This is a genomic window from Burkholderia sp. Bp9143, from assembly GCF_003853645.1.
Classification (GTDB): Bacteria; Pseudomonadota; Gammaproteobacteria; order Burkholderiales; family Burkholderiaceae; genus Burkholderia.
The window spans coordinates 1-26,577 of sequence record NZ_QTPO01000043.1 but is presented as its reverse complement, the minus strand read 5'-3'; the positions used below and the strand labels follow the sequence as shown (position 1 = coordinate 26,577).

Genomic DNA, 26,577 nt, shown 5'->3' with positions numbered 1-26,577 from the left:
TCCCAGCATTGCCCGCATTCGAAGGAGAGCCGCATGTCCCGTTTCAGCTTCATCCGCCGCGCCGTCGTCGCGCTGACCGCCTTTGCCGTGCTGGGCGCGGCGCACGCCGAATCGCGCGAAGTCGTGATCGCGTACCAGGACATGGTCGTGCCGTGGCGCTATGCGCAGGCGAGCGGTGAAGTCGAGAAGGCGACCGGCTACAAGGTCAGGTTCCGCAAGCTCGACAGCGGCGCCGACGTGATTCGCGCGCTCGCGTCGGGCTCCGTGCAGCTCGGCGAGGCCGGCTCGAGCCCGATCGCGGCCGGCCTGTCGCAGGGGCTCGACATCTCGCTGTTCTGGGTGCTCGACAACATCAACGATGCCGAGGCGCTCGTCGCGCGCAACGGTTCGGGCGTGACCAGCGTCGCCGCGCTGAAGGGCAGGAAGATCGGCGTGCCGTTCGTGTCGACGTCGCATTTCCATACGCTCGTCGCGCTGCAGGCCGCGGGTGTGAATCCGAACGACGTGAAGATCGTCAACCTGCGTCCGCCCGAGGTCGCGGCCGCGTGGACGCGCGGCGACATCGACGCGACCTACATCTGGGATCCGGTGCTCGCGAAGGTCAAGCAGTCGGGCACCGTGCTGACGACGTCGGGCCAGGTCGCGAAGGCAAGCGGCAAGGCGACCTTCGACGGCTTCGTCGTGAGCCGCAAGTTCGCGCGCGAGAACCCCGAGTTCGTCGCACGCTTCGTGAAGGTGTTGGCGTCCGCCGATGCCGATTACCGCGCGCATGCCGCCGCGTGGAAGGTCGGCTCGCCGCAGGTCGCGGCGGTCGCGAAGGTGTCGGGCGCGGACGCGCAGGACGTGCCGGCGAGCCTCGCGCTCTACGCGTTCCCGACGCCGGCCGAGCAGGCGTCGCCGACATGGCTCGGCGGCGGCGCGCAGTCGGGCGCCGCGAAGTCGCTCGCGGCCACCGCAGCGTTCCTGAAATCGCAGGGCACGATCCAGACGGTGCTCGCCGACTACTCGGTCGGCGTCGATCCGCAGTTCGTGCAGAAGGCCGCGCGCTGAGCGCGCCAACTCGGGCAACCCAGGCCACTCATCGCGGAGCCCTCGATCATGAGCACGCTGGAAGTCCGTCAGTTATCGGTCGCCTATCCGGGCGAGCGCGGTCGGCCGACGACGCAGGCACTCGCACGCGTCGACCTGCGCATCGATTCCGGTGAATTCGTCGTCGCGCTCGGCGCGTCCGGGTGCGGGAAGACGACGCTGCTGAACTGCATGGCCGGCTTCGTCGCGCCGACGACGGGCGATGTGCGCGTCGACGGCGTGCCGGTCACGGGCCCCGGCGCCGATCGCGGCGTCGTGTTCCAGAAATATGCGTTGTTGCCGTGGCTCGACGTGCTCGAGAACGTCGCGCTCGGGCTGCGCTTCGCACGCGTGTCGAAGGCCGAACGCGAAGCGCGTGCGAGAGAGATGCTCGCGCTCGTCGGCCTCGAGCGCCATGCGCAGGCGCGCGTGTACGAACTGTCGGGCGGGATGCAGCAGCGCGTCGGCATCGCGCGTGCGCTCGCGAGCGATCCGCGCGTGCTGCTGATGGACGAACCGATGGGCGCGCTCGACGCGATGACGCGCGGCACGATGCAGGCGCTCGTGCTCGACGTGTGGGCGCGCACCGGCAAGACGGTGTTCTTCATCACGCACGACGTCGAGGAGGCGCTGTTCCTCGCGACGCGTCTCGTCGTGATGACGGCCGGCCCCGGCCGCATCGCGGAAACGTTCGAGTTGCCGTTTGCGCGGCGCTACGTCGAAACGCGCGATGCGCGCGCGGTGAAGTCGTCGCCGGAATTCATCGCGTGGCGCGAGCGGCTGATCGCGTATCTGCATCGCGACGAGGCGGCCGCGGAGACCGCGTGATGCATGAGTTCGCGCGGCAGGGCGCGTCCGTCGGGCGCGGCCGGATCAGTACTTTGCACAGGCAGGACACCATGAGCACGCAGGATTCGTGGGCGGCCGATCGAGCGGCCGCGGAGTTCGGGCAGGATCAACGCGCAACGCAAGGGCGCCATGCGGCGCGTCCGGCGCGCGCTTCGCATCGTTACCGGTTGCCGGGGCAGGGGAAGACGGCCGCGCTCAGCGCGGCGACGGTCGCGGCGCTGGCCGCGCTGTGGTGGGTCGCGACGCACTGGCAGTGGCTGCCGCCGTTGTTCCTGCCTGCGCCGGAAGCGGTGTGGACCGCGTTCGTCGACGCATGGCACGGCCGCATCCAGGGCGGCCTGCCGTTGTCCGAGCATTTGTTGTGGAGCGCCGCGCGCGTGTTCGGCGCGTTCGTGCTCGCCACCGCGGTCGGCGTGCCGGCCGGCATCCTGATGGGCGTGAGCCGGACCGCGCGCGGCGTGCTCGATCCACTGCTGGAGTTCTACCGGCCGCTGCCGCCGCTCGCATACCTGCCGCTCGTCGTGATCTGGTTCGGCATCGACGAGACGGCGAAGCTGGTCGTGATCTTCCTCGCGTGCTTCGCGCCGATCGCGATGGCCGCACGCGCGGGCGTGCGCGCGGCAACCGTCGAGCAGATCAACGCCGCGTACTCGCTCGGCGGCAGCTTCGCGCAGATCGTGCGCCATGTCGTGCTGCCGGCTGCGCTGCCGGAAATCCTCACGGGCCTGCGGATCGCGATCGGGTTCGGCTGGACGACGCTCGTCGCGGCCGAGATGGTCGCCGCGACGGCCGGGCTCGGGCAGATGGTGCTCAATGCATCGAGCTTCCTGCGCACCGATATCGTCGTGATGGGCATCCTGATCATCGGCGCGATCGCATGGCTGTTCGATCTCGCGATGCGCTGGGTCGAGCGGCGGATCGTGCCGTGGAAGGGGCGCGGGTAACGCGAAGCGGGCGGCGCGGGGGCGCCGCTCCTGCCGGTCGCGTCATTCTCCCATCGCCATCCCTTCCCGCCGCGGATCCGCGCCGCCGAACCACACCGTCTGCCCCTGCACGTTCAGCCGCTGGATACCCTGCAGTCCCGAGTTCATCTCGACGACCTGCACGTCGTGCCCGCGCCCCTTCAGTCCGTCGACGAGCGCATCCGACACGCGGCCGCGCTCGAGTTGCGTCGGCCCGTTCATCGACCCGAAGTTCGGCAGCGCGATCGCCTGCTGCATCGTCATTCCCCAGTCGAGCACGCCGATCATCGTCTTCGCGACGTGGTTGATGATCGCGGGGCCGCCGGCCGAGCCGACGATCATCGTCACCTGCTTCGTCTTCTGGTCGAACACGAGCTCCGGCGACATCGCCGAGCGCGGCCGCTTGCCGGGCTGCACGCGGTTCGCGACGGGGCGGCCGTTCTCGCTCGCTACGAACGAGAAATCGGTGAGCTGGTTGTTCAGCATGAAGCCGCGCACCATCAGCCGCGAACCGAACGCGTCCTCGACGCTGGTCGTCATCGACAGCGCCTGGCCGTAGCGGTCGACGATCGCGATGTCGGATGTCGACGGCAATTCGGGGCTGCGGTCGTCGGCCAGCGCGAGCGTCGCGCCCTGCGGCGTGCCGGCCTGCGCGACGCCCATGCTGGTGTCGCCGATCAGGCGCGCGCGCTGCGCGAGATAGGTCCTGTCGGTGAGGCTTGCCCAGCTGCCGCCCGGGAGCGGCGCGAAATCGGGGTCGGCGACGTAGCGCGCGCGATCCGCGAACGCGAGGCGCCCGGCTTCGCTGAACAGGTGCGCGGCGAATGGCGTCGGCTCGTAGCCGACTTCGTTGCGCACCGGCTTCTGCGCGCCGATCTGCTGCCAGTCGGGCATCGCCTCAAGGATGCCGAGCATCTGTGCGATCGCGAGGCCGCCCGACGACGGCGGCGGCATCCCGCACACCACCGAGCGCCGGTAGTCGGTACACAGCGGCGCACGCACCTTCGCCTTGTAGCGCGCGAGATCCTGCAGCGACAGCAGGCCCGGATTGGTCGGGTGCTTGCGCACCTTCGTGACGATGTCGCGCGCGATCGCGCCGGTGTAGAACGCATTTGCGCCACGGTCGGCGACCTGGCGCAGCACGGTCGCGAGCGCGGGGTTCTTCAGCACCGTGCCGGCGGCCTTCGGCGTGCCGTCCTTGTTGTAGAAGTACGCGCGCGCGGCCGGGTCGTTCGTCAGGTACGAGTCGTTCGCGATCAGCATCGCGAGCCGCGGGCTGATCGTGAAGCCGTGCTCGGCGAGCCGGATCGCGGGCTGGAACAGCCGGCGCCACGGCAGCTTGCCATGCGCACGGTGCGCGGCGTCGAGCATCCGCAGCACGCCCGGCGTGCCGACCGAACGCCCGCCGACGACACCTTCGTAGAAGCTCATCGGCTGGCCGGTCGGGCCGTAGAACAGGCGATCGGTCGCGGCGGCGGGCGCGGTCTCGCGGCCGTCGTACGCCTGCGTTGCCTTGCCGTCGAAATACAGCATGAACGCGCCGCCGCCGAGCCCCGACGATTGCGGCTCGACGAGCGCGAGCACCATCTGCGTCGCGATCGCCGCGTCGATCGCGGTGCCGCCCGCCTTCAGCATGTCGTAGCCGGCCTGCGTCGCGAGCGGGTTCGCGGCCGCGATCATGAAGCGCTGCGAGGTCCAGCCCGGCTTGTCGGTCCAGCCGGACGACAGCTCCGGCGCGTGAACGCCGGGCAGCGGCACCGCGGCACCCGACGCGGCGGCGACCGGGACGACGGCGCCCGACGGCGCGGACGGGGACGTGCAGCCGGCGCTGAACGTGACGAGCGCGACGAGCGCGAGCGCGGCGACAGGCGTCCAGGGACGCGAATGCGGACGAATCCGGTCGAACATTGAACCCTCGGCAACTGTGAAATCGAAGGGGGCGGCGGCGCTGGCGCGGCACGCGCCGTGCGCTCGCGGCGCGCTATTGTCGCCGCGCGGCCGGCGGATTGTCATCAGACAAGAAACCCTGACGCGTCCCGCCGGGCCCGCCCCGGCCGGCCTTTCCGGCCTGTTCGAGGATGAACTCTATGAACGTCGCGGTCGCGCGCGTGTGGTGCCGGTTCGGCATGTACAGCATGTACATGTGCGTGCCGAAGATGCTGAGCCGGTACGCGTCGAGCGACGTGACGACCGTGCCGCGCCGCATGTCGTCCTGCATCACGTAGTCGGGCACGATGCCGACGCCGATCCCGCCGAGGATCGCCTGGCGCAGGAACAGGAAGTTCTCCGAAATCAGCGTGGGCTCGAGCAGCACCTCGTGGCGCTCGTCGCCGAGATACGCGGCGATTCGCAGCTGCCGGCCCAGCACCGTCGCGGTGACGACCGGCGCGGTGGCCAGCGCGCCGAGGCTCGCCGGCATTCCGTGCGCGGCCGCGAACGCGGCCGACGCGCACGCGACGTAGCGCACCGCGCCCATGTCGCGCGCGACGAGGTTCTGCGGCGGCTCCGGCATCACGCGCACCGCGATGTCGATCTCGTCGCGCATCAGGTCTTCCACGCGATTCTCGAACACCACGTCGAGCACGATGCCCGGATGCAGCCGCTTGAACGCGAGCAGCCAGTCGGACATCACCATCTGCCCATAGCCGCTCGGCACCGACAGCCGCACGCGGCCCTGCAGGTCCTGGCCGAGCGTCGTCACCGATTCCTGCGCGGCGAGCAGTTCGTTGCGGATGCGCCGGCCGTGCTCGTACAGCTTCAGCCCGATCTCGGTCGGCTCGATGCGCCGCGTCGTGCGGCGCACGAGCTGCTGGCCGATCGAGCGCTCGAGCTGGTTCAGCCGGTAGCTGACGTTCGCGCGGCTCATCTTGAGCCGCTGCGCGGCCTTGCTCAGGTTGCCCGCGTCGAGGATCTCGACGAGCAGCGTCAGCGCGTTCAGGTCCATGCCCGGTGTCTCCTGATCCGTCCCGCTTAAGGACCCGAAGCGGTCCGAAAGCATTCAATGTCAAGTCAGACTTGACAGCTTGTAAAGGCGTGCAGGAATTGTCAATGAATCTCGATCAATCGAGAATCGAGTCATGCCCGGCAAATACGCCGGATCGTTTCCCGCCGCGCGGGATCAGGCTCGCGAACCGGCACCGCTCGCCGGCCCGGCGACCGTTCCCGCCCGCCCGGCGCATCGCACTGGAGACACCATGAATTTACCCGTTTCCCCCGAACCCTCCCAGGCCGGCACCGTCGCGCGCGAACGGCGCGACAAGGTGCTCGTCGTCACGATCGACCATCCGCCCGTCAATGCGCTGTCCGCCGACGTGCGGCGCGGTCTCGCCGACGCGCTCGACGCCGCCCGGGCCGACGACGCGATCCGCGCGGTGCTGATCGTCGGCGCCGGCCGCAACTTCATCGCGGGCGCCGACATCCGCGAATTCGGCAAGCCGCCGGTGCCGCCGTCGCTGCCCGACGTGTGCGAGCGGATCGAGTCGAGCGCGAAGCCGGTCGTGGTCGCGCTGCACGGCGCGACGCTCGGCGGCGGCCTCGAGGTCGCGCTCGCCGCGCACTACCGGCTCGCGGTGCCCGGCGCGAAACTCGGCCTGCCCGAAGTCACGCTCGGCCTGCTGCCCGGCGCGGGCGGCACGCAGCGCGCGCCGCGCCTGATCGGCGCGAAGGCCGCGCTCGACCTGATGCTGACGGGGCGTCACGCGAGCGCCGACGAAGCGCTCGCGCTCGGCCTCGTCGATCGCGTCGCGCACAGCGACGACACGCTCGCCGAAGGGCTCGCCTATGCGCAGGAACTCGTGTCGCTCGGCGCGCCGGCGCGGCGCACGCGCGATGCGCAAGGGCTCGCCGATCGTGCGGCCGCACTGGCCGCGATCGACGCGGCACGCGCCGATCTGGCGAAGAAGTCGCGCGGCCTGTTCTCGCCGGCGAAGATCGTCGACGCGGTCGAGGCAGCGCTCACGCTGTCGTTCGACGCGGGGATGAAGCTCGAACGCAGCCTGTTCCTGCAATGCATCGACAGCCCGCAGCGCGCGGGCCTCGTGCACGCGTTCTTCGCGGAACGCGAAGCCGCGAAGGCGCCCGAGGCGCGCCGCGCGAGCGCGCGTCCGGTCGAGCGGATCGGCGTGGTCGGCGGCGGCACGATGGGCGCGGGCATCGCGGTCGCGGCGCTCGATGCCGGGCTGCCCGTGACGATGATCGAGCGCGACGAAGCGTCGCTCGCGCGCGGCCGCGCGCATGTCGAGAAGGTGTACGACGGGCTCGTCGCGAAGGGGCGGATGACGCCGGCCGCGCACGCGGCGCGCCTTGCGCGCTTCAAGGGCAGCACGTCGTACGACGCGCTCGCGCAGGCGGACGTGGTGATCGAGGCCGTGTTCGAGGACATGGCAGTGAAGCAGGCGGTGTTCTCCGAACTCGCGCGGGTGTGCAAGCCGGGCGCGGTGCTCGCGACCAACACGTCGTATCTCGACATCGACGCGCTGGCCGCCAGCATCGACCGGCCGGCCGACGTGATCGGCCTGCATTTCTTCTCGCCTGCGAACGTGATGAAGCTGCTCGAGATCGTCGTGCCGGCGCGCGTGAGTGCGGACGTCGTTGCGACCGCGTTCGCGCTCGCGAAGCAGCTGAAGAAGACGCCGGTGCGCGCCGGCGTGTGCGACGGCTTCATCGGCAACCGGATCCTCGCGGTCTATCGCACCGCGGCCGACTACCTGATGGAAGACGGCGCGTCGCCGTACCAGATCGATCGCGCGGTGCGCGAATTCGGCTTCCCGATGGGGCCGTTCCAGGTCGTCGACCTCGCGGGCGGCGACATCGGCTGGGCGACCCGCAAGCGCCGCGCGGCGACGCGCGACCCGCGCGCGCGATACGTGGAGATTTCCGACCGGCTGTGCGAGCGCGGCTGGTTCGGGCAGAAGACCGCGCGCGGCTACTACCTGTACCCGGACGGCGCGCGCGTCGGCACGCCGGACCCGGAAGTCGAGGCCATCGTCGCCGACGAGCGCGCGAGGAAGGGCATCGCGCCGCGCACGTTCACCGACGACGAGATCCTGCGCCGCTACCTCGCCGCGATGATCAACGAAGGCGCGAACGTCGTGCACGAGAAGATCGCGCTGCGCCCGCTCGACGTCGACGCGGTGTTTCTGTACGGCTACGGCTTCCCGCGCCATCGCGGCGGCCCGATGCACTACGCGGACACGGTCGGCCTCGCGAACGTGCTCGCCGACATCCACGCGTTCGCGCAGGAGGATCCGCTGTTCTGGAAGCCGTCGCCGCTGATCGTCGAGCTGGTCGAGCGCGGCGCGAACTTCGCGAGCCTGAACCATATCGACTGAACGCCACCGCATTCGCAACGGACCCACGATGGACCTGAATTTCACTCCCGAAGAGGAAGCGTTCCGCACCGAAGTGCAGCGCTTCCTCGCCGCCGAGCTGCCGGCGCGCACCGCGCGCAAGGTGAAGGGCGGCCTGCACCTGACGCGCGACGACATGCGCGAATGGCACGCGATCCTCAATGCGCGCGGCTGGCTCGCGAGCCACTGGCCGCGCGAATACGGCGGCCCCGGCTGGAGCGTCGCGCAGAAGTTCCTGTTCGACAACGAATGCGCGCTTGCCGGCGCGCCGCGCATCGTCCCGTTCGGCGTCAACATGCTCGGGCCCGTGCTGATCAAGTACGGCAACGAAGCGCAAAAGCGCCACTGGCTGCCGCGCATCCTGGACGGCACCGACTGGTGGTGCCAGGGCTATTCGGAGCCCGGCGCCGGTTCCGACCTCGCGTCGGTGAAGACGAGTGCCGTTCGCGACGGTGGGCACTACGTCGTGAACGGCCAGAAGACGTGGACCACGCTCGGCCACTACGCGAACATGATCTTCTGCCTCGTGCGCACCGCGACTGACGTGCGCAAGCAGGAGGGCATCAGCTTCCTGCTGATCGACATGAACACGCCGGGCGTCGAAGTGCGCCCGATCATCACGCTCGACGGCGAGCACGAGGTGAACGAAGTGTTCTTCACCGACGTGCGCGTGCCGGTGGAGAACCTGGTCGGCGAAGAGAACCGCGGCTGGACCTGCGCGAAATACCTGCTCACCTACGAGCGCACCAACATCGCCGGCATCGGCTTCTCGACGGCCGCGCTCGAGCGATTGCGCGCGGTCGCCGCGAAGGTGACGAAGAACGGGCGGCCGCTCGCGGACGATCCGTTCTTCGCGGCGCGCGTCGCGCGTGTCGAGATCGAACTCGAGAACATGCGCACGACCAACCTGCGCGTGCTGGCCGCGGTCGCGGGCGGCGGCGTGCCGGGCGCGGAAAGCTCGATGCTGAAGATCCGCGGCACGCAGATCCGCCAGGAGATCACCGCGCTGATGCGGCGCGCGATGGGGCCGTACGCGCAGCCGTTCGTCGACGCCGCGCTCGACGCCGACTACGACGGCGAGCCGGTCGGCCCGGACGAAGCCGCGAGCGCCGCGCAGCAGTACTTCAACAATCGCAAGCTGTCGATCTTCGGCGGCTCGAACGAGATCCAGAAGAACATCATCGCGAAGATGATGCTCGGGCTGTAACGAGGGACGCGACGATGGATTTCCAGCACACAGAAGACCGCCGGATGCTGGCGGACACGTTGAACCGCTTCATCGCCGAACAGTACGCGTTCCCGGTGCGCGACAGCATCGCGCAGTCGGCCGAAGGATTCGATCGCACGATGTGGCAGCGCTTCGCCGAGCTCGGCGCGGTCGGCGCGCTGTTTGCCGAAGTCGACGGCGGCTTCGGCGGCGCGGGTTTCGACATCGCCGTGGTGTTCGAATGCCTTGGCCGCGGGCTCGTCGTCGAGCCGTTCCTCGGCGCGCTGCTCGCCGGCCGCGCGCTGTCGCTCGCCGGCGGCGACGCGCATCGCGAGCGGCTGGCTGCGCTGATCGACGGCAGCGCGAGCGCCGCGTTCGCGCACGACGAACCGGGCTCGCACTACGAACTGACGACCGTGCGCACGCGCGCCGAGCGTGCCGGCGACGGCTGGGTGCTGACGGGCGCGAAGGGCGTCGTCGACCAGGCCGCGCGGGCGGCGTTCTTCGTCGTCAGCGCACGCACGGCGGGCAATGACGACGACGCGGCCGGCATCGGCCTGTTCGTCGTGCCGGCCGACGCGTCGGGCGTGTCGCTGCGCGACTACAGGAAGATCGATGGCGGCCGCGCGGCCGAAGTGCGCTTCGAGCGCGTCGCGTTGCCGGCCGATGCCGCGCTCGGCGCGGCGGATGCTCATGACGGAGACGCGGGCGCCGCGCTGCTCGAACGCGTGCTCGGCTACGGCCTGCTCGCGCTGTCGGCGGAGGCGCTCGGCGCGATGGACGTCGCGAAGGAAGCGACGCTCGACTACCTGCGCACGCGCAAGCAGTTCGGGCTGCCGATCGGCAGCTTCCAGGCACTGCAGCACCGGATGGCCGACTTGCTGCTCGAAGTCGAGCAGGCGCGCTCGGCGGTGATCAACGCGGCCGCGCAGCTCGATGCGCCGCGTGCGGTGCGCGAGCGCGCGCTCGCGGCGGCCAAGTACAGCATCGGCCGGATAGGCACGCTGGTCGCCGAGGAAAGCATCCAGCTGCACGGCGGGATCGGGATGACGTGGGAGCTGCCGCTGTCGCACTACGCGAAGCGGCTCGTGATGATCGATCACCAGCTCGGCGACGAGGATCACCATCTCGCGCGCTACATCGCGCTGTCGAGACAATAAAGGCGAACACGCGAATGGAGGAGACAACGATGACGAACGACGCGCGCGCGTTGCCGCTGGCCGGCGTGAAGGTGCTCGATTTCTCGCGCGTGCTCGCGGGTCCGTGGAGCGCGATGGTGCTCGCCGATTTCGGCGCGGACGTGATCAAGGTCGAGCATCCGGCGCGCGGCGACGACACGCGCGACTGGGGGCTGCGGATCGGTGCGACCGAGACGACCTACTTCAACAGCGTGAACCGCAGCAAGCGGTCGATCTGCGTCGACCTGCAGACGGAAGCAGGGCAGCGCATCGCGCGCGAGCTGGCCGCGCAGGCCGACGTGCTGATCCACAACTTCAAGTTCGGCGGCGCGGAAAAGCTCGGGCTCGGCTACGACGTGCTGGCCGAGCTGAATCCGCGGCTCGTGCATTGCGCGATTTCCGGCTACGACCGGTCGGGCCCGGAGGCCGCGCGGCCCGGATACGACCTCGTCGTGCAGGGCGAGGCGGGGTTGATGGCGCTGAACGGCGAGGCCGGCCAGCCGCCGCTGAAGTTCGGCGTCGCGGCGGTCGACCTGTTCACCGGCATGTATTCGGCGCAGGCGATCCTCGCCGCGCTGTACGAGCGCCATGCGACGGGGCGCGGACGGCGCATCGAGATGGCGCTGTTCGACTGCGGGCTGATGATCACCGCGTACTACGGGCTCGACGCGCTGCTGATGGGCGAGGATCCGCCGCGCTACGGCAACGCGCATCCGTCGATCGTGCCGTACGGCGTGTTCGATGCGGCCGACGGCCCGCTCGTGATCACGGTCGGCAACAACACGCAGTTCGCGCGTTTCTGCGACGCGATCGAGCGGTCCGACCTCGCCGCGGACGAACGCTACAAGACCAACCTCGGCCGCTCGGAGAACCGCGCCGCGCTGCTGCCGGAGATCCGCCGCGAACTCGCGCGGCGGCCGCGCGCGATGCTGCTCGCGGCGCTGGCCGGTGCCGGCATCCCGTGCGGCGAAGTGCTCGGGCTGCACGACGCGCTGACGTCGGAGCGCGCGACCCGTGCGGGGCTCGTCACGCGGCAGCCGCATCCGGTCGCGGGCGGCGTCGACGTGCTCGCACCGCCGTACCGCTTCGACGGCGCGCGCTTGCCGGTGCGCGGCGCGCCGCCGGTGCTCGGCGCCGATACGGACGAGGTGCTCGGCGACTGGCTCGGGCTGTCGGCGGACGAGTTGGCAGGGCTGCGTGCGGACCGCGTCGTGTAGATCGATTTTGCCGCCGCGGCGCGGGCGGGGAGTCGACGCGCGCCGACCATTCCACAAAACACCCCTCGCAACGACGAGTCGGTCGCCCTGCGGGGACTGGAGTAAGCGCTAAAGCGCCAACTCCGGTCGACCGCGAAGCATGGGATCGGATTAAGCGCTAAAGCGCTAACTCCGATCGACCGCGAAGCATGGGATCGGATTAAGCGCTAAAGCGCTAACTCCGATCGACAGGAGACACAATGGAGCTTTCCGTCATCGAATCGGTCACGGCGCGCCGTGACTACCAGCAGCTCGTGCGCGCGCGGCGCCGCTTCAGCTTCACGCTGACGGCGCTGATGATCGCCACCTACTACGGCTTCATCCTGCTCGTCGCGCTCGCGCCGCACGTGCTGGCCGCGCCGCTATATCGCGGCGCGACGACCACGGTCGGGATCGCCGCGGGCGTCGCGATCATCCTGGTCGCGATCGGCCTGACCGCGTGCTACGTGCTGCGCGCGAACCGTGCGTTCGACCGCCGCGTCGACGCGATCCTGCAGCGTTCGTGACGGAGGCCGACATGCGACGCACTTCGAGCGCGCTCGGCGCGCTGGCCGTTCTCGTTTCCTCCGCCGCCCATGCGACCTCCGTCGCGGGCCCGATGCCCGACAAGGTCGAGCTGAACCCGGTCGCGATCGCGATGTTCTTCGCGTTCGTGTTCGCGACGCTCGCGCTCACGCGCTGGGCCGCGCGCCGCACGCGCTCGACGCGCGACTTCTACACGGCCGGCGGCGGCATCACCGGGCTGCAGAACGGGCTCGCGATCGCGGGCGACTACATGTCGGCCGCGTCGTTCCTCGGGCTGTCGGGGATGGTGTTCATGTTCGGCTTCGACGGGCTGATCTACTCGATCGGCTTCCTGGTCGGCTGGCCCTTCGTGATGTTCCTGATCGCCGAGCCGCTGCGCAACCTCGGCAAGTTCACGTTCGTCGATGTGGTGGCGTACCGCTTCGCGCAGCGGCCGATCCGGCTGCTGACGTCCGCGAACGCACTGACGATCGTCGTGCTGTACCTGGTCGTGCAGATGGTCGGCGCGGGCAAGCTGATCCAGCTGCTGTTCGGGCTGTCGTACGGCACGGCCGAGCTGATCGTCGGCGTGCTGATGGTCGTGTACGTGTTCTTCGGCGGGATGACCGCGACCACCTGGGTGCAGGTGATCAAGGCCGTGCTGCTGCTGTGCGGCGCGACGCTGCTCGCGTTGCTCGCGCTCGGCGAGTTCGGCTTCAGCGTCGACGAGATGTTCCGCCGCGCGGTGGCCGTGCATCCGGGCGCGCTGTCGATCATGGGGCCCGGCAAGCTGATCCGCGATCCGGCCAACGCGCTGTCGCTCGGCATCGCGCTGATGTTCGGCACGGCCGGCTTCCCGCACATCCTGATGCGCTTCTTCACGGTGCCGAACGCGAAGGAGGCACGCAAGTCGGTGCTCTACGCGACCGGCTTCATCGGCTATTTTTATTTGCTGACCTTCGTGATCGGGTTTTCGGCGATCGTGCTGCTCGCGCAGCATCCGGAATTCTTCCGGCTCGGCGCGAACGGCACGTTCAACCTGACGCACGACCTGCTCGGCGGCTCGAACATGGTCGCGGTGAAGCTCGCGCAGGCGGTCGGCGGAAACTGGTTCTACGGGTTCATCGCAGCGGTCACGTTCGCGACGATCCTCGCAGTGGTCGCCGGGTTGACGCTCGCCGGCGCGACCACGATCTCGCACGACCTGTATGCGCAGATGTGGGCGCGCGGCAAGCCCGATGAACGGCTGGAGATGCGCATCTCGCGCGCGGCAACGATCGGGTTGTCCGCGGTCGCGATCGCGCTGTCGATCCTGTTCGAGCACGTCAACGTCGCGTTCATGGTCGGCCTCGTCGCGGCGGTGGCCGCCAGCGCCAATTTCCCGGTGCTCGCGATGTCGATCTTCTGGCGCGGGATGACGACGCGCGGCGCGGTGCTCGGCGGCGGCCTCGGCCTCGCGTCGGCAGTGGCACTCACGGTGCTGTCGAAGTCGGTGTGGGTCGACGTGCTGCACCACGCGCATGCGCCGGTGTTCCTCGACAACCCGGCACTCGTGTCGGTGCCGCTCGCGTTCGTCGGGATCATCGTCGGCTCGCTCGCGGACCGCGGCGAGCGCGCGCGGCGCGAGCGCGACGCGTTCGCGCAGCAGGAGTTCTACGCGCAGACGGGCGTGCTGGCGAGCCGGGCCGTCCAGCACTGATTCGTCGGATGAAATTGCCCATCCGTCCGGATCGCCGGACGGATATTTTCCGGAAATCCGGAATTCCGGATTTCCTTGCTTGCCGCATTATGAGAAATACAATGAAAACAATGGCTTGAGGGGTTCCGGAAACCTGGCATCGACCTTGCGATATAAAGAGCACGGCCATCCCCCCCGGCCGACTATTAAACCAAGGAGACAATCGATGACCACTGCCTTCCATCCCCTCCGGACGTCGTGAGGCATCGCTTGTTGCGGCACGGCAGCCGCGCGGGCGAGTGAATCTTCCCCTGTGACATTCGTCCGCGCGCGTGACGCCGTTTCCACCGGCTCATCTACTTCAGCAGGAACCATCGTGAAGAAGAAACCCTTCTACAAAGTGCTCTATGTGCAGGTGATCTTCGCCATCATCGTCGGCGTGATCCTCGGCCACTTCTACCCGGCGCTCGCCACGGACATGAAACCGCTCGGCGACGGCTTCATCAAGCTGATCAAGATGGTGATCGGTCCGATCATCTTCTGTACGGTCGTTACCGGCATCGCCGGCATGGAGGACATGAAGAAGGTCGGCCGCGTCGGCGGCAAGGCGCTGCTGTACTTCGAGATCGTGTCGACCTTCGCGCTGCTGCTCGGCCTCGCGGCCACGCACATCCTGCGTCCGGGCGTCGGCTTCAACATCGATCCGGCGACGCTCGACGGCAAGGCCGTCGCATCGTACGCGGCGAAGGCGCACGGACAGTCGACGGTCGACTTCCTGATGCACATCATCCCGAACACGATGGTCGATGCGTTCGCGCAGGGCGAAATCCTGCAGATCCTGCTGATCGCGCTGCTGTTCGGCAGCGTGCTCGCGCACCTCGGCGAGCGCGGCAAGGTCGTGACCGACTTCATCGACGGCCTTACGCGCGTGCTGTTCGGCATCGTGCACATCGTCACGAAGCTGGCGCCGATCGGCGCGTTCGGCGCGATGGCGTTCACGATCGGCAAGTACGGCGTCGGCTCGCTGGTGCCGCTGCTCAAGCTGATCGGCACGTTCTACCTGACGTCGGTCGTGTTCGTGCTGGTCGTGCTCGGCGCGATCGCGCGCGCCACCGGCTTCTCGATCATCCGCTTCGTGTCCTACATCAAGGAAGAGCTGCTGATCGTGCTCGGCACGAGCTCGTCGGAAGCCGCGCTGCCGCAGTTGATGGAAAAGCTGGAAAAGGCCGGCTGCTCGCGTTCGGTCGTCGGCCTCGTCGTGCCGACCGGCTATTCGTTCAACCTCGACGGCACCAACATCTACATGACGATGGCCGTGCTGTTCATCGCGCAGGCGACCAACATCGAACTGACGTGGATGCAGCAGCTCACGCTGCTCGCGGTCGCGATGCTGACGTCGAAGGGCGCGAGCGGCGTCACGGGCGCGGGCTTCATCACGCTCGCCGCGACGCTCGCCGTCGTGCCGACGATCCCGCTGTCGGGCATGGTGCTGATCCTCGGCATCGACCGCTTCATGAGCGAATGCCGCGCGCTGACCAACATCGTCGGTAACGGTGTCGCGACCGTCGTCGTGTCGGCGTGGGAGAAGGAGCTCGACCGCAACAAGCTGCGCCAGGCGCTGCAGGGCGGCGGCGAGGTCAAGACGACCGAGACGGCCGGCGTCTGACATCATGATGGAGCAGGCGGCGGCACCGCCCGCAGGCGGCCCGCCGCGCGGCGGCGAGGAGCCCTATGACACAATAGGCGATCCGCATCGCCAGGAAGTCACGTCCGTGAAGCGCCGCCTGCTCATTCTCGTCGTGCTTGCCGCCGCGCTCGCGGCGGCATGCGCGCTGACGTGGACCATCACGTGGCAGCGCGGCGTCGCCGAGCTGCAGCGCAACGCCGCGGTGCGCGTCGACCGCACCACCAACGCGCTCAAGAGCACGCTCGACCGCTACGAATCGCTGCCTTATCTGCTCGGCAGCCATCCGTACGTGCTGGACCTGCTCGGCGAGCCGAAGCGCGCCGATTTCACCGCGCGCGCGAACCGCTATCTCGAAGACCTCAACGAACACGCACACGCGACCGTCACCTACGTGATCGGCGCGGACGGCCTATGCGTCGCCGCCAGCAACTGGCGCGCGCCCGACAGCTTCGTCGGGATCGGATATCAGTTTCGACCGTATTTCATCGACGCGATGAACGGCCGGGTCGGCCGCTTCTTTGCGATCGGCACGATCTCGCGTGATCCCGGCTACTACATTTCGCAGCCGGTGTGGCGCGACGGCAGGATCGCGGGCGTCGTCGTCGTGAAGCTCAATCTCGAATGGTTCCAGGGCGCCGATGCGTCCGAGCCGCTCGTCGTCGCGGACGATCACGGCGTCGTGTTCCTGTCGTCCGTGCCCGCATGGAAATACCACACGCTGCATCCGCTGACGGGGCCCGTCGCCGCGTCGATTTACGAGACGCGCCAGTACGCGCAGCTGCCCGTCACGCCGCTGCCGCTGCGCGTCGAGCAGGTGCTCGGCGCCGATGCGGAGATCGTGCGTCTCGGTCCCGGCCTGCGCGCGCCGCGCTTCCTCGCCAGCAAGCGGCGGATCGGCGAGCCCGACTGGCTGCTCGTCACGCTCGCGCCGATCGCGCCCATCGACGCCGACGCGCGCAACGCGACGATCGTCACGGGCTTCGGCTTCGTGTCGGTCGCGTTGCTCGCGTTCTACTGGCGCATGCGCCGCGCACGCGTGCGCGAGATGATCCGTGGGCGTGCGCTGCTGCAGCAGGCGTATGCGGAGCTGAACCGGCGCGTCGAGGAACGCACGGCCGACCTGTCGGAAGCGAACGCGCAATTGCAGAAGGAAGTCGGCGACCGGATCCGCGCGGAACAGGAATTGCGCGCCGCGCACGACGAACTGATCCAGGCGAGCAAGCTCGCCGCGCTCGGCCAGATGGCGGCCGGCATCACGCACGAACTGAACCAGCCGCTCGCGGCATTGCGCAGCTTTTCGGACAACACGCGCGTGCTGCTCGATCGCGGCGAGCAGGCGGCCGCGCGCGAGAATCTCGAGGCGATCGCCGCGCTGACCGAGCGGATGGGCAAGATCACCAACCAGCTGAAGCTGTTCGTCGGCCGCGCGAAGCCGCGCAACGAACAGGCACTCGTCGTGCGCGCGCTGCGCAGCGTGCTGGCGCTGCTCGGCGACCGGCTGCGCGGCGTCACGCTCACGCTGACGCTGCAGGATGCGACCGTGTCGCCCGCGCAGGACGCGTCGCTCGACCTGGCGCGCGATTATCCGGAACTCGTCGCCCGCTGCGAGGACCTGCGCCTCGAACAGGTGCTGATCAACCTGCTCGGCAACGCGCTCGACGCGGTCGCGGGCGTCGCGGCACCGGCGATCGAAGTGACGATCGCGGTGTCGGTCGCGACGCTCTCGGTCGAGGTGCGCGATAACGGTTCAGGCATTGCCCCCGACCTGCTGCCGCGGCTGTTCGAACCCTTCTTCACGACCAAGGAAATGGGGCGCGGGCTCGGGCTCGGCCTTGCGATCTCGTCGTCGATCGCGAGCGACGCGGGCGGCGCGCTGACCGCGCGCAACGCGCCGTCCGGCGGCGCGTCGTTCGTCTTGACGCTGCGGCGCGCGCGCACGCATCATCCGGACTCCATGTCCGAGCCGGCGGGCTCGCACTAGGGCCCGCCGCAGACCCGTTCTGCCGCACGACCGGCATCAACGAGAGCCGCGCGCAACGTCGCCGCGCGGCCCGCCAGGAGCAAGTGACTACGATGGCCAACCGGCTGCAAGTGATCTATATCGAAGACGATGCGCTCGTTCGCCGGGCGAGCGTGCAGAGCCTCCAGCTCGCGGGCTTCGACGTCGTCGGGTTCGAGTCGGCCGAAGCGGCCGACAAGGCGATCGTCGCGGAAACCGCCGGCGTGATCGTCAGCGACATCCGGCTGCCCGGCGCGAGCGGGCTGGACCTGCTCGCGCAGTGCCGCGAGCGCGTGCCCGACGTGCCGGTGATCCTCGTTACCGGCCACGGCGACATCTCGATGGCCGTGCAGGCGATGCGCGACGGCGCGTACGACTTCATCGAAAAGCCGTTCGCGGCCGAGCGGCTGATCGAGACGGTGCGCCGTGCGCTGGAGCGACGCGAACTCGTGCTCGAGAACCATGCGCTGCGGCGCGAGCTCGCCGGGCAGAACATCGTCGCGCCGCGCATCATCGGCCGCAGCCCGGCGATCGAACAGGTGCGCAAGCTGATCGCGAACGTCGCGCCGACCGACGCATCCGTGCTGATCAACGGCGACACGGGCGCCGGCAAGGAGCTGATCGCGCGCAGCCTGCACGAGCTGTCGCCGCGTCGTGACAAGCCGTTCATCGCGGTGAACTGCGGCGCGCTGCCCGAGCCGATGTTCGAGTCGGAGATGTTCGGTTACGAGCCCGGCGCGTTCACCGGCGCCGCGAAGCGCCGCGTCGGCAAGCTCGAATATGCGTCCGGCGGCACGCTGTTCCTCGACGAAATCGAAAGCATGCCGCTCGCGCTGCAGGTGAAGCTGCTGCGCGTGCTGCAGGACGGCGTGCTCGAGCGGCTCGGCTCGAACCAGCCGATCCGCGTGAACTGCCGCGTGGTCGCGGCCGCGAAAGGCGACATGAGCGAACTCGTCGCGGCCGGCACGTTCCGGCGCGACCTGCTGTACCGGCTCAACGTCGTGACGATCGCGCTACCGCCGCTCGCCGAGCGCCGCGAGGACATCGTGCCGCTGTTCGAGCACTTCATGCTCGACGCGGCCGTGCGTTACGGGCGGCCGGCCCCCGTGCTGACCGACCGGCAGCGCGCGAGCCTGATGCAGCGCGACTGGCCCGGCAACGTGCGCGAGCTGCGCAACGCGGCCGACCGCTTCGTGCTCGGCGTCGCCGACATGCCGCAGGAAGCCGGTGCGAGCGGCGACGATGCCGAGAGCGACCAGACGCTGAAGGAGCGCATCGAGCAGTTCGAGCGCGCGGTGATCGCCGAGGCGCTGAACCAGACGGGCGGCGCGGTCGCCGCGACGGCCGACCGGCTGCATGTCGGCAAGGCGACGCTGTACGAGAAGATGAAGCGCTACGGGTTGTCGGCGAAAGGCGAAACCGAGCGCTGAAAATGAAACGGACCGCGGAACCGGGTTGGCCGGTCGTGCGGTCCGTGGTGCTGAGCAGGGCGCGGGGGGCGGCCCGGCGAGTCTTGCGTGCGGCGCTCAGGCCGCGTTGCCGTCGAGCGCCTTCTTGAGCAGCGCGTCGAGTTCCGCGAATTGCGGGGCGCCGACGTAGCGCTTCAGGATCTTGCCGTCCTTGTCGACGACGAAGGTCGTCGGCGTGAGCTGCACGTTGCCGAACTGCTTTGCGACGCTGCCGTCGTCGAGCGCAACCTTGAACGGCAACTGGCGCGTCTGCGCGTAGTTCGCGACGTACATCGGCGGATCGTAGTTCATCGCGACCGCGACGAATTCCAGCCCCTGGCCCTTGAAGCGATTGTAGGTATCGACCATCTGCGGCATTTCCTGCATGCAGGTGGCACAGCTCGTCGCCCAGAAATTGACGAGGTAGACCTTGCCCTTCAGATCGCCGGCTGTCGACACCTTCTGGCCCGACAGCAGCGTGAACGTGGCGTCCGGCACGGTGGACTTGCCGTTGAACGCGAAGAAGCCGGCAACGGCGATGGCCGCGACGACGACGGCCGCGACGATATAGCGGACGGGGCCGGTGCGGCGCTGGGCGGGAGGCGTGGTGTTCATCTGCGGTGCTCTCGGAGTCGGTCGATGACGCGGATCGATGCAAAGGACATCGAAATTCGGCGGTTATTTTAGCGCGAATGCGGCGCACGCACCGGCGGCCGCCACACATCCCGGGTGTCAGCTTCGGCGGATAATGGGCATTTTGCCTGTCCCCATCATTGCCATGCCGAAGGAAGTCATCGATTCGTTGCGCCCCCTTTTCCGTCCGCTGCGACACTTCGCCGCGCTCGCGTGCGTGAGCGCGGCGCTGGCCGCGTGCTCGCCGTCATATGACTGGCGTACGCTGCACAACGACGCCGGCTACACGATCGACCTGCCGGCGAAGCCGACCGTCGAGGACCAGCCGGTGGCGGTCGGCGGCGCGTCGATGCCGATGCGGATGCAGGCCGCGCACGTCGACGGCGCGGTGTTCGCGGTCGGCACGCTGACGCTGCCCGACGACCGCGACGACACGCACCGCGCGGCGCTCGAGTTCCTGCGGTCCGGCCTGTCGCGCAATCTCGACGGCGTGCCGCAGACGGCGTCGGTGCCGGTGCCGCTCGCTACCGGCGGCGCGGTGAACGGGCTCGAGCTGCGCATCGCGGGTGCGGCCAGCGGCGGCGACCACTCGCACAAGACGATCGTCGCGCGGCTCGTGGCGCGCGGCCGGCATGCGTACCAGGCTGTCGCGATCGCCGACGGGCCGCTCGCGCAGGAACAGCTCGACCAGTTTTTCGGCTCGTTCAAACTCGACTGACAGCGGCCGCCGAGGGCGCTCGGACCCGCTGTGACAATTGAAGGTTCATTCGCAGCTTTCGACGCTAATCGCCGGATTTTGCGGGGATTTTTCGGCTATCCACAGCGCATGTGGATAACTTTGTTGAAAAGTTGACCGAATCTCCCGCAAAGCCGCGCCGGACGGCCTTCCGGCGCATTTGACCGCCCGCGCTCCATTTGGGAAAGATCAATGAAAACAAAGGGATGCGAATTTCGAGATGAAAGGCTGCTCGCGCATGGTGATTCGGGGACGGATTCGTGAAATTGTGCATAAGTCAAGTCTTGACAGTCGTATTTTGTCCTCCGAGCGCGGTCAAAGCGCCGTGAGCGCACGCCGGTAGCGGATCGCCTCGGCGATCTGTGCGGCTGTCGGCAACGGGTCGCCGGCCAGGTCGGCGATCGTCCGCGCGACCTTCAGCACGCGGAAATACGCTCGCGCCGACCAGCCGAAGCGCTCGCCGGCCTCGCGCAGCAGCCGCTCGCCGTCATCGGTCGGCCGGCACAGGTCGTCGGTCTCGCGGCCGCTCAGCATGTGGTTCGTCTTGCCCTGCCGGCCGAGTTGCAGCGCACGCGCCTGCGCGACCCGTGCGGCGACCGCGGCGCTCGGTTCGCCGGGCGCGGTCGCGCGCGACGCGAGTTCGGCTGGCGACAGCGCGGGCAGGTCGATCTGGATGTCGATACGGTCGAGCAGCGGCCCCGACAGCTTGCGTAGATAGCGCGCCGCGACGTCGGGTGTGCAGCGGCAGCGGCCGGACGGATCGCCGTGCCAGCCGCACGGGCACGGATTCATCGCGGCGATGAGCTGGCACGCGGCGGGGAAGTCGGCCTGCTGCGCCGCACGCGAGATCGTGATGCGGCCGACTTCCAGCGGCTCGCGCAGCATTTCCAGCACATGCCGGTCGAATTCGGGCAGTTAGCTTTCTGGCATCTTAAGAGCTCACATGTTGTCAGCCGCTGTTCTTGGCCGGTATCCCCTTTTTGTAGGTGTACCTCGAGGTTGGCCGAAAACGGAGGTATCGAACGAAAAAATAAATTTAAGTTGGGCAAGCCGTCTGTAAGACGGCGCGTCAGGTTCGAGTGTGTGCAACTTGGGGACCGCCCGAAGGGCGGCTGTCCACATCCTTGTGATGTGGGCAGCCAAGTTGTGCACACGGGGATAATCCGAAAGGTCGAAATTGCCGGCCCGGACGAATTAGGCTTGGTCACGCGGATAGCGATACGGGCGGGAGTGAGTGCCGACCCGTTTCGGTGGATATTTAGAGAGGATTCGTTTGACCCGGTATCTAGGGTCCGGCGAGGACGTGTATTCCAGTCATTCAGCAACATCTCGTGGGAGTCGGTAACAGTAAATGCTCACCCATTCGCATCTTCAGATTTTGCTGTAGGACGAACTGATGGAAGGGTTAGAAAGGAAATGAGTGTTTTTATACATTGCACTCGGCTTTTGAATCGGCCGGAACGAGGGGAAGGGCAGCAACTCGCCATCGACGGTGTCGGCGGGTACTCGCTTTGGCGGATTTTGCAGACAGAGGTGACCGTCAACCAAGACGTGGTTGTAACTCTGAGAGCCGAATCGCCTTTTGGTCTCCTGCCTGCTCTCGACCTGACCAAAATTCCCCAGGAGAACGAGAAATCGGTAACGGAGGCCTACCAACGGGTAATGAATGTCGCTTATCGCGATTCGCCGACGTCCGTTATGGACCAATGTCGAAATCTCGGGGCAGTTCTTGGCAATCGATGGTTGTTTCACCTTACTGGGAACAAGAAAAAACTCGAGGATGACCTTGGCCCATGTATAAGCGCAATCCGAGAGCATTTCGGGGATAAAAACCAACGCCTCGTCCGCGCCGCACTTGAAACAATCAACCTTCTTCATCCTCGTGGGAAGGAGAATGAGCGTGAACGGTACGGATTGCGGGAAGTGTTGAACGAAGACGCTGAGCTTGCGCTTCACGCTGCGGGGTTCGTAATCAGAGAAGTTGGCTGGGCGCAATGATGGCCCTAGAGCCATCGAGCGAATCCACTAGTCTTCGGCGGCATGGCTACTAAGCGTGTTGCCGAGAAACGGGGCGGCCCGCCCGCCCTATTTGGGTGCTGACTCCGCCTGGTGGGTACGAACGACCCGAGCCTTCAGCAGAGCGGACGGGTCCACTTCCAGAGCTTCAGCAATTCGCTGCAAGTTATCCACACTAATGTTCGTGACCGAGCGCTCGACTTGGCTGACGTAGGTGCGATGGAAGCCGCAGAGCTCGCTAAGGCGCTCCTGCGACAATTTTTTTGCCATACGCATGCGGCGAACGTTCTCTGCAAGCCTCCGACGAAGCCAGAGGTCGATTTCCTTCTTATCAATTTCGTCCATTGCTGGAGATTGGCCGAACCCCGTACGACCGTCTACTCCTTCAGCCTCTACCGTGTTTACATCTACTGCGTTTACATCTACACTCAGGCGCCGATGATGTCCGTTCGAAGACCATGTTGGCTACGGTCCAAGCGCTCCTTAGCAATACTTTTGGGCGAGTTTTGCGGCGCAGTGAAGCGAGGCCACCGAAGGGGCGCGCGCAATTGATAAGCCCGTGGTCTCGGCATGACCTGCTGGTCAGTCGAGAGAGTTTGACGCTTTCCGGTAGTGGGCCGACTACTACCATCAGTACTTGAGGCTCAGATGGTTCTAATATTTTTCTGCGTCAGCGGTGTCTTGGGCGCGATTGACCGACATCCGTCCATAACGACTCGCGAAAACGAGCCTGCGGCTAGGCGTTCACTCGAATCGGACGCGCGCTTGTTCACACGGACAATCGAGCCGTTCCCTGGAGCTCTCGTCGTCATTGCAAACGACTGGCCACTGCTCTACGACCCCGAGTTTGTCCGGCATGAATGCGCACCGTTCGCGCAGCGCATCGTGAACTCGGTGAGGGTCTTGGGCGGAACGAAAGAGGACGCCATATTGACATTCATGGGTTCCAGGTCCGTCGAGTACGTTGTTGTCGCGTCGACGGATTTCGAGTTCAGCGAAGAGACGGCGAGAAGGCGCATCGACGTCAGTGTGGACGCAGGTTTTGACGACGAAGCGGCCGACCGCCTGCGAGTGCTTCTGGAGGAATACGGTGACGCAGCCAGAAGTCCCGCCTCTACTGACGACGTTATGCGAGCGACCTCGGGAAATCCGTGGATGCGGCGTGTACAAAGCTACCTGGCGCATAGCAGGCAGCGGAACTTTCGAATGTTCAACACGGACACGGAGAGGTTGCGCATTCCAGGGGCAGGAAGCGATTGATAATGGAGCCACTTGACGCTCCGATATTGTGGTGTGCCCGCGCATACGCAGGCGAATCAGAGTGCCCGGCGGAATCGCTTGCGCTGCTGTCTATGATTGAAGGCCAAGCGAGCGTGCTGGGAGCTGCAGCGAGCGAGTCTTCAGAGGCGCACCGTTGCCTGTCTGCGATGCTCGCGAGCCTCGCATTCGCTGCAAGGCTCGACTACCCCCATCTCGAGCCACGTGTGCAGCCTCGGAGTTCGATGACCATTTTTATCGACTGGGTTACCAAGAACTCGGCTAGCCCTGCTACATCAGCAGCCTGGATGAGCGTTACCTATGAAGACTGCCTGGTTTCGGCAACCGTTTGGGACGCCGACGCCGCCATAGGTGAAATAGGCCCTATCGAGTGCAGAGACACTGATGGAATCTGGTACATTGCGTTGCGACTACTACGCGCGATGCTTCCTCAATTTTCCCATTGGCAGGCGGTAATGGGAGGCGACTGCCCGACACTGCGGATTTCTCGCCAGCCTGCGATATACCGTCACAACGGTCACTGACGATGACGCGTCAGATTCTCTTTCTCGACATCGACGGTGTGCTGCACCGGGGGAACTCGTATGTAGCCGGACGCCGCATCGTTAGCAGTGCGCCGGGGCACATCGAATTGTTTGAGTACCTGCCGGTACTAGATGGGCTTTTGAGTTCTTATCCGAATGTGGCGGTCGTCCTTTCCTCGGACTGGTCATTCCGATTTGGCGTCGACTATACGTGCTCGCAGTTGCCGTCACCCTCGCTGCGCGCAAGAGTGGTCGGTGCCACGTATGAGGGGTGTGAGTTCGACGAGCAACTCTGGCCGATGCTGTCGAGGGGCGCACAAGTCCTCGACTATGTTCGACGACAAGGACGCGACGCTCTCGAATGGATTGCGATTGATGACCGCAACGACGGATTCGAGAGTTGTAGAGAGCGCCTTGTGCATTGTCAGTCGGAGTATGCGCTGGGAGACCCAGCTGTGGTCGAGCTGCTGCGGCGCAGACTACACGAGAGATTTGCCTAATCAACTGTGGTCGGCCGCACTGCATGCTTGAAAGTGTGCACGCCGGTATCGGAGGAACGATGCGAACCAAGACGTCGCGCAGAAACTCGACCAACAGAGCGCACCCGACGCTCGAACTCATTCTTGCGGACGCTATGGACCTCGGTCTTATGCAAGTCATTGGCGCGCTGACGCCGCGACAGTATGTTGATACTCGGACGATGTCGTCATTCGAACTTGGATTGAAGTTCAAGCAGCTGTTGCGCGACGAGATGTATGAGCGACGTCGTGGGGCGACAAAGACGCAACAAAACGGAGCGGCGCGGACGCCTGGCCGATGAGTGGAAGACGCAAATCATAAAGAAGATTTGCACGAGACACTGCTTCGCACGTAAAAAGAATTTATGCCGAAGATGCCTCGCGCAATAGCGCAGATGCCACCCGCCACCGTCGCTGCCCTCGAGCGACTAGGGGCGGACCTGGCTGTCGCCCGTCTGCGCAGAAGGGAATCGCTCGCTTCCTGGGCGGCCCGACTGGGAGTGACCGTTCCGACTCTGATGCGCATAGAGGCCGGTGAACCGGGCGTTGGTATCGGTCTTTACGCGACGGCTTTATGGCTCATAGGACGGGATGGTGCTCTCACCGAGCTGGCGTCCCCAGAAAAAGACAGGGGGGCACTTGAGATGGACGTGCGTGAGGCTGTTGAGCTCGGCAAGTCTCGGGCAACTGCGTCCGCGCAGGCTCGGCTGAGCCGAAAGGAAAAGCGCGACCACCAGTGATTCGGAACGCAATGAGCGCAGGACGCTTTCAGGCAGGCAATAAGAGCACAGCAATCTGCTCGCGTTGCGGCAAACTGGTTGGCACAACTTTCGTTCGCCGAGACGTTCCGTTCAGCGACGGCAAGGGCTTCGCGACAGGAATTCTCGTAGCTGTTTGCGATGTTTGCGATGACGTCGTTGCGATACCGGCTCAGTCCACTCCGGCTATTCGAGAAGCCCGGGTACTGGCGCTCATCGTTTAACGCTAAACGCCGGAGGCGTGCATAGCTGAAGAGGATTTGCGGGGCGCCCGCGCGCAGAGATGGATGCCCTTTCAACCGTGGCTGTCCACCCACGCTCGGCACCATCTGAGGCCAGCGAGTTCAGCTTCATTCTCAGTCTCAAAACTGCCGAGCACGCCCGAGGTTTCAACGAGCTTGTTGTTTCGCGTGACGGTGCCGCTGGCAGCATATCCGTCGCCCTGCCGGATGGCATGTCCCCAAATCGAATACCCTCGGTACAGCTCGGCGTCCATCAGCGGGTCACCTAGCGCTGGGCGCCGTGTGAATCAACGCCCAGTACATGGCTTTCGGAGCCAGCATAGGCGGGAGATTCTTGGGTTGATTGGGACGGGGTGCGCCACGCGTGCGCGCTTCGTTGGTTTCGAGGAGCCACCACGGCGCGGGTTGGTTTCAGCGTCTTCGTGTGAGTAGTCGACAAGGTGCTGACTCGAAATCGGCCAACTTGACTCGAAATGTGCCAATAAATCCTGCCCATCGGCGAAAGTCATCGAAATTCACCAAGACCGTTTCCTTGCGGGCCGTCTTACTGGCATTGCATCCGGAACCCATACGGTTCGCATCGACCATGTCGTGGGTGCGAGCACTGGGATGGGGGTGCCCCTATGTCCTTCGTCAAGCGTTAAGGGCTGACTTGGGTTGGTAAATGGTGCCGTCACGCAGCATGGCG

General features: G+C 66.7%; 22 protein-coding genes and 1 pseudogene. 16 read left to right on the top strand and 7 right to left on the bottom strand.

The features are described 5' to 3' along the window. Nucleotides 1-33: 33 nt before the first annotated feature. From tauA to DIE23_RS27950, 3 genes are read left to right on the top strand one after another with little or no spacing between them, the layout of a single operon-like run. Nucleotides 34-1,050 carry a taurine ABC transporter substrate-binding protein gene (gene tauA / locus DIE23_RS27960; protein ID WP_124615072.1) on the top strand — a complete coding sequence of 339 codons (1,017 nt, stop codon included), beginning with the start codon at nucleotides 34-36 and terminating at the stop codon, nucleotides 1,048-1,050. A gap of 48 nt (nucleotides 1,051-1,098) precedes the next feature. Further along, nucleotides 1,099-1,896, top strand: a complete 798-nt coding sequence (locus DIE23_RS27955) for a taurine ABC transporter ATP-binding protein (RefSeq protein WP_124615071.1) — start codon at nucleotides 1,099-1,101, stop codon at nucleotides 1,894-1,896. After that, nucleotides 1,896-2,861 carry an ABC transporter permease gene (locus DIE23_RS27950; protein WP_124615070.1) on the top strand — a complete coding sequence of 322 codons (966 nt, stop codon included), beginning with the start codon at nucleotides 1,896-1,898 and terminating at the stop codon, nucleotides 2,859-2,861. The genes DIE23_RS27955 and DIE23_RS27950 overlap by 1 nt, the downstream gene beginning before the upstream one ends. Before the next feature lie 42 nt (nucleotides 2,862-2,903). On the opposite strand, the gene ggt is transcribed toward DIE23_RS27950, so the two are convergent. Then, a complete protein-coding gene (ggt, locus tag DIE23_RS27945; RefSeq protein ID WP_124615069.1) occupies nucleotides 2,904-4,787 on the bottom strand; it encodes a gamma-glutamyltransferase in 1,884 nt (627 codons plus the stop codon). Nucleotides 4,788-4,860: 73 nt separating this feature from the next. After that, nucleotides 4,861-5,823, bottom strand: a complete 963-nt coding sequence (locus DIE23_RS27940; RefSeq protein ID WP_124615068.1) for a LysR family transcriptional regulator — start codon at nucleotides 5,821-5,823, stop codon at nucleotides 4,861-4,863. 250 nt (nucleotides 5,824-6,073) lie between these two features. Between DIE23_RS27940 and DIE23_RS27935 the strand changes: the two genes are divergently transcribed. From DIE23_RS27935 to DIE23_RS27895, 9 genes are all read left to right on the top strand, one after another. Further along, complete coding sequence (locus DIE23_RS27935) at nucleotides 6,074-8,209, top strand: 3-hydroxyacyl-CoA dehydrogenase NAD-binding domain-containing protein (RefSeq protein WP_124615067.1); 2,136 nt, start codon at nucleotides 6,074-6,076, stop codon at nucleotides 8,207-8,209. Nucleotides 8,210-8,237: 28 nt separating this feature from the next. Beyond that, nucleotides 8,238-9,434: an acyl-CoA dehydrogenase family protein gene (locus DIE23_RS27930; protein ID WP_124615066.1), complete on the top strand. Its 1,197-nt coding sequence runs from the start codon at nucleotides 8,238-8,240 to the stop codon at nucleotides 9,432-9,434. Between the two features lie 14 nt (nucleotides 9,435-9,448). Continuing rightward, entirely contained in the window at nucleotides 9,449-10,594 is a 1,146-nt protein-coding gene (locus DIE23_RS27925) for an acyl-CoA dehydrogenase family protein (RefSeq protein ID WP_124615065.1), read from the top strand. Nucleotides 10,595-10,623: 29 nt separating this feature from the next. After that, nucleotides 10,624-11,829 (top strand): CaiB/BaiF CoA-transferase family protein, encoded by a 1,206-nt coding sequence (locus tag DIE23_RS27920; RefSeq protein ID WP_124615064.1) that lies wholly within the window; start codon nucleotides 10,624-10,626, stop codon nucleotides 11,827-11,829. 239 nt (nucleotides 11,830-12,068) lie between these two features. Then, nucleotides 12,069-12,374, top strand: coding sequence for a DUF485 domain-containing protein (locus DIE23_RS27915; RefSeq protein WP_014895931.1), 306 nt, complete (start codon nucleotides 12,069-12,071; stop codon nucleotides 12,372-12,374). An 11-nt stretch (nucleotides 12,375-12,385) separates the two neighbouring features. Then, nucleotides 12,386-14,071, top strand: a complete 1,686-nt coding sequence (locus DIE23_RS27910; RefSeq protein ID WP_124615063.1) for a cation acetate symporter — start codon at nucleotides 12,386-12,388, stop codon at nucleotides 14,069-14,071. Between the two features lie 355 nt (nucleotides 14,072-14,426). Then, a complete protein-coding gene (locus DIE23_RS27905; RefSeq protein ID WP_124615062.1) occupies nucleotides 14,427-15,716 on the top strand; it encodes a dicarboxylate/amino acid:cation symporter in 1,290 nt (429 codons plus the stop codon). A 4-nt stretch (nucleotides 15,717-15,720) separates the two neighbouring features. Continuing rightward, entirely contained in the window at nucleotides 15,721-17,718 is a 1,998-nt protein-coding gene (locus tag DIE23_RS27900; protein ID WP_124615061.1) for an ATP-binding protein, read from the top strand. Between the two features lie 92 nt (nucleotides 17,719-17,810). Continuing rightward, nucleotides 17,811-19,166 (top strand): sigma-54 dependent transcriptional regulator, encoded by a 1,356-nt coding sequence (locus DIE23_RS27895; RefSeq protein ID WP_124615115.1) that lies wholly within the window; start codon nucleotides 17,811-17,813, stop codon nucleotides 19,164-19,166. A gap of 96 nt (nucleotides 19,167-19,262) precedes the next feature. Here DIE23_RS27895 and DIE23_RS27890 read toward each other — a convergent pair whose 3' ends face one another. Next, a complete protein-coding gene (locus DIE23_RS27890; RefSeq protein ID WP_059526269.1) occupies nucleotides 19,263-19,799 on the bottom strand; it encodes a peroxiredoxin in 537 nt (178 codons plus the stop codon). Between the two features lie 163 nt (nucleotides 19,800-19,962). Between DIE23_RS27890 and DIE23_RS27885 the strand changes: the two genes are divergently transcribed. Further along, nucleotides 19,963-20,535 (top strand): hypothetical protein, encoded by a 573-nt coding sequence (locus tag DIE23_RS27885; RefSeq protein WP_124615060.1) that lies wholly within the window; start codon nucleotides 19,963-19,965, stop codon nucleotides 20,533-20,535. A gap of 333 nt (nucleotides 20,536-20,868) precedes the next feature. Here DIE23_RS27885 and DIE23_RS27875 read toward each other — a convergent pair. The 3 genes and pseudogenes from DIE23_RS27875 to DIE23_RS27865 all read right to left on the bottom strand — a co-directional run. After that, nucleotides 20,869-21,468 (bottom strand): annotated as a pseudogene (locus tag DIE23_RS27875) (ATP-binding protein); the annotation flags it as partial. Between the two features lie 456 nt (nucleotides 21,469-21,924). Further along, complete coding sequence (locus DIE23_RS39705) at nucleotides 21,925-22,509, bottom strand: hypothetical protein (RefSeq protein WP_185646547.1); 585 nt, start codon at nucleotides 22,507-22,509, stop codon at nucleotides 21,925-21,927. Between the two features lie 129 nt (nucleotides 22,510-22,638). Then, a complete protein-coding gene (locus tag DIE23_RS27865) occupies nucleotides 22,639-22,914 on the bottom strand; it encodes a helix-turn-helix domain-containing protein (RefSeq protein ID WP_124615057.1) in 276 nt (91 codons plus the stop codon). 303 nt (nucleotides 22,915-23,217) lie between these two features. Between DIE23_RS27865 and DIE23_RS27860 the strand changes: the two genes are divergently transcribed. From DIE23_RS27860 to DIE23_RS27850, 3 genes are all read left to right on the top strand, one after another. Continuing rightward, on the top strand, nucleotides 23,218-23,829 hold the full coding sequence (locus tag DIE23_RS27860; RefSeq protein ID WP_260436178.1) for a hypothetical protein: 612 nt from the start codon (nucleotides 23,218-23,220) through the stop codon (nucleotides 23,827-23,829). A 544-nt stretch (nucleotides 23,830-24,373) separates the two neighbouring features. Continuing rightward, entirely contained in the window at nucleotides 24,374-24,871 is a 498-nt protein-coding gene (locus DIE23_RS27855) for an HAD domain-containing protein (protein WP_124615056.1), read from the top strand. Between the two features lie 59 nt (nucleotides 24,872-24,930). Beyond that, entirely contained in the window at nucleotides 24,931-25,191 is a 261-nt protein-coding gene (locus DIE23_RS27850; RefSeq protein ID WP_124615055.1) for a hypothetical protein, read from the top strand. A 751-nt stretch (nucleotides 25,192-25,942) separates the two neighbouring features. Here DIE23_RS27850 and DIE23_RS27835 read toward each other — a convergent pair. Beyond that, nucleotides 25,943-26,143, bottom strand: a complete 201-nt coding sequence (locus tag DIE23_RS27835) for a hypothetical protein (protein ID WP_124615053.1) — start codon at nucleotides 26,141-26,143, stop codon at nucleotides 25,943-25,945. Between the last annotated feature and the right edge of the window lie 434 nt (nucleotides 26,144-26,577).

What these genes read in the sequence shown, in the direction of transcription:
- tauA (WP_124615072.1), top strand. Translation starts at nt 34, where the DNA reads ATGTCCCGTTTCAGCTTCATCCGCCGCGCCGTCGTCGCGCTGACCGCC.
- DIE23_RS27955 (WP_124615071.1), top strand. Translation starts at nt 1,099, where the DNA reads ATGAGCACGCTGGAAGTCCGTCAGTTATCGGTCGCCTATCCGGGCGAG.
- DIE23_RS27950 (WP_124615070.1), top strand. Translation starts at nt 1,896, where the DNA reads ATGCATGAGTTCGCGCGGCAGGGCGCGTCCGTCGGGCGCGGCCGGATC.
- ggt (WP_124615069.1), bottom strand. Translation starts at nt 4,787, where the DNA reads ATGTTCGACCGGATTCGTCCGCATTCGCGTCCCTGGACGCCTGTCGCC.
- DIE23_RS27940 (WP_124615068.1), bottom strand. Translation starts at nt 5,823, where the DNA reads ATGGACCTGAACGCGCTGACGCTGCTCGTCGAGATCCTCGACGCGGGC.
- DIE23_RS27935 (WP_124615067.1), top strand. Translation starts at nt 6,074, where the DNA reads ATGAATTTACCCGTTTCCCCCGAACCCTCCCAGGCCGGCACCGTCGCG.
- DIE23_RS27930 (WP_124615066.1), top strand. Translation starts at nt 8,238, where the DNA reads ATGGACCTGAATTTCACTCCCGAAGAGGAAGCGTTCCGCACCGAAGTG.
- DIE23_RS27925 (WP_124615065.1), top strand. Translation starts at nt 9,449, where the DNA reads ATGGATTTCCAGCACACAGAAGACCGCCGGATGCTGGCGGACACGTTG.
- DIE23_RS27920 (WP_124615064.1), top strand. Translation starts at nt 10,624, where the DNA reads ATGACGAACGACGCGCGCGCGTTGCCGCTGGCCGGCGTGAAGGTGCTC.
- DIE23_RS27915 (WP_014895931.1), top strand. Translation starts at nt 12,069, where the DNA reads ATGGAGCTTTCCGTCATCGAATCGGTCACGGCGCGCCGTGACTACCAG.
- DIE23_RS27910 (WP_124615063.1), top strand. Translation starts at nt 12,386, where the DNA reads ATGCGACGCACTTCGAGCGCGCTCGGCGCGCTGGCCGTTCTCGTTTCC.
- DIE23_RS27900 (WP_124615061.1), top strand. Translation starts at nt 15,721, where the DNA reads ATGATGGAGCAGGCGGCGGCACCGCCCGCAGGCGGCCCGCCGCGCGGC.
- DIE23_RS27895 (WP_124615115.1), top strand. Translation starts at nt 17,811, where the DNA reads ATGGCCAACCGGCTGCAAGTGATCTATATCGAAGACGATGCGCTCGTT.
- DIE23_RS27890 (WP_059526269.1), bottom strand. Translation starts at nt 19,799, where the DNA reads ATGAACACCACGCCTCCCGCCCAGCGCCGCACCGGCCCCGTCCGCTAT.
- DIE23_RS27885 (WP_124615060.1), top strand. Translation starts at nt 19,963, where the DNA reads ATGCCGAAGGAAGTCATCGATTCGTTGCGCCCCCTTTTCCGTCCGCTG.
- DIE23_RS27865 (WP_124615057.1), bottom strand. Translation starts at nt 22,914, where the DNA reads ATGGACGAAATTGATAAGAAGGAAATCGACCTCTGGCTTCGTCGGAGG.
- DIE23_RS27860 (WP_260436178.1), top strand. Translation starts at nt 23,218, where the DNA reads ATGGTTCTAATATTTTTCTGCGTCAGCGGTGTCTTGGGCGCGATTGAC.
- DIE23_RS27855 (WP_124615056.1), top strand. Translation starts at nt 24,374, where the DNA reads ATGACGCGTCAGATTCTCTTTCTCGACATCGACGGTGTGCTGCACCGG.
- DIE23_RS27850 (WP_124615055.1), top strand. Translation starts at nt 24,931, where the DNA reads ATGCGAACCAAGACGTCGCGCAGAAACTCGACCAACAGAGCGCACCCG.
- DIE23_RS27835 (WP_124615053.1), bottom strand. Translation starts at nt 26,143, where the DNA reads ATGGACGCCGAGCTGTACCGAGGGTATTCGATTTGGGGACATGCCATC.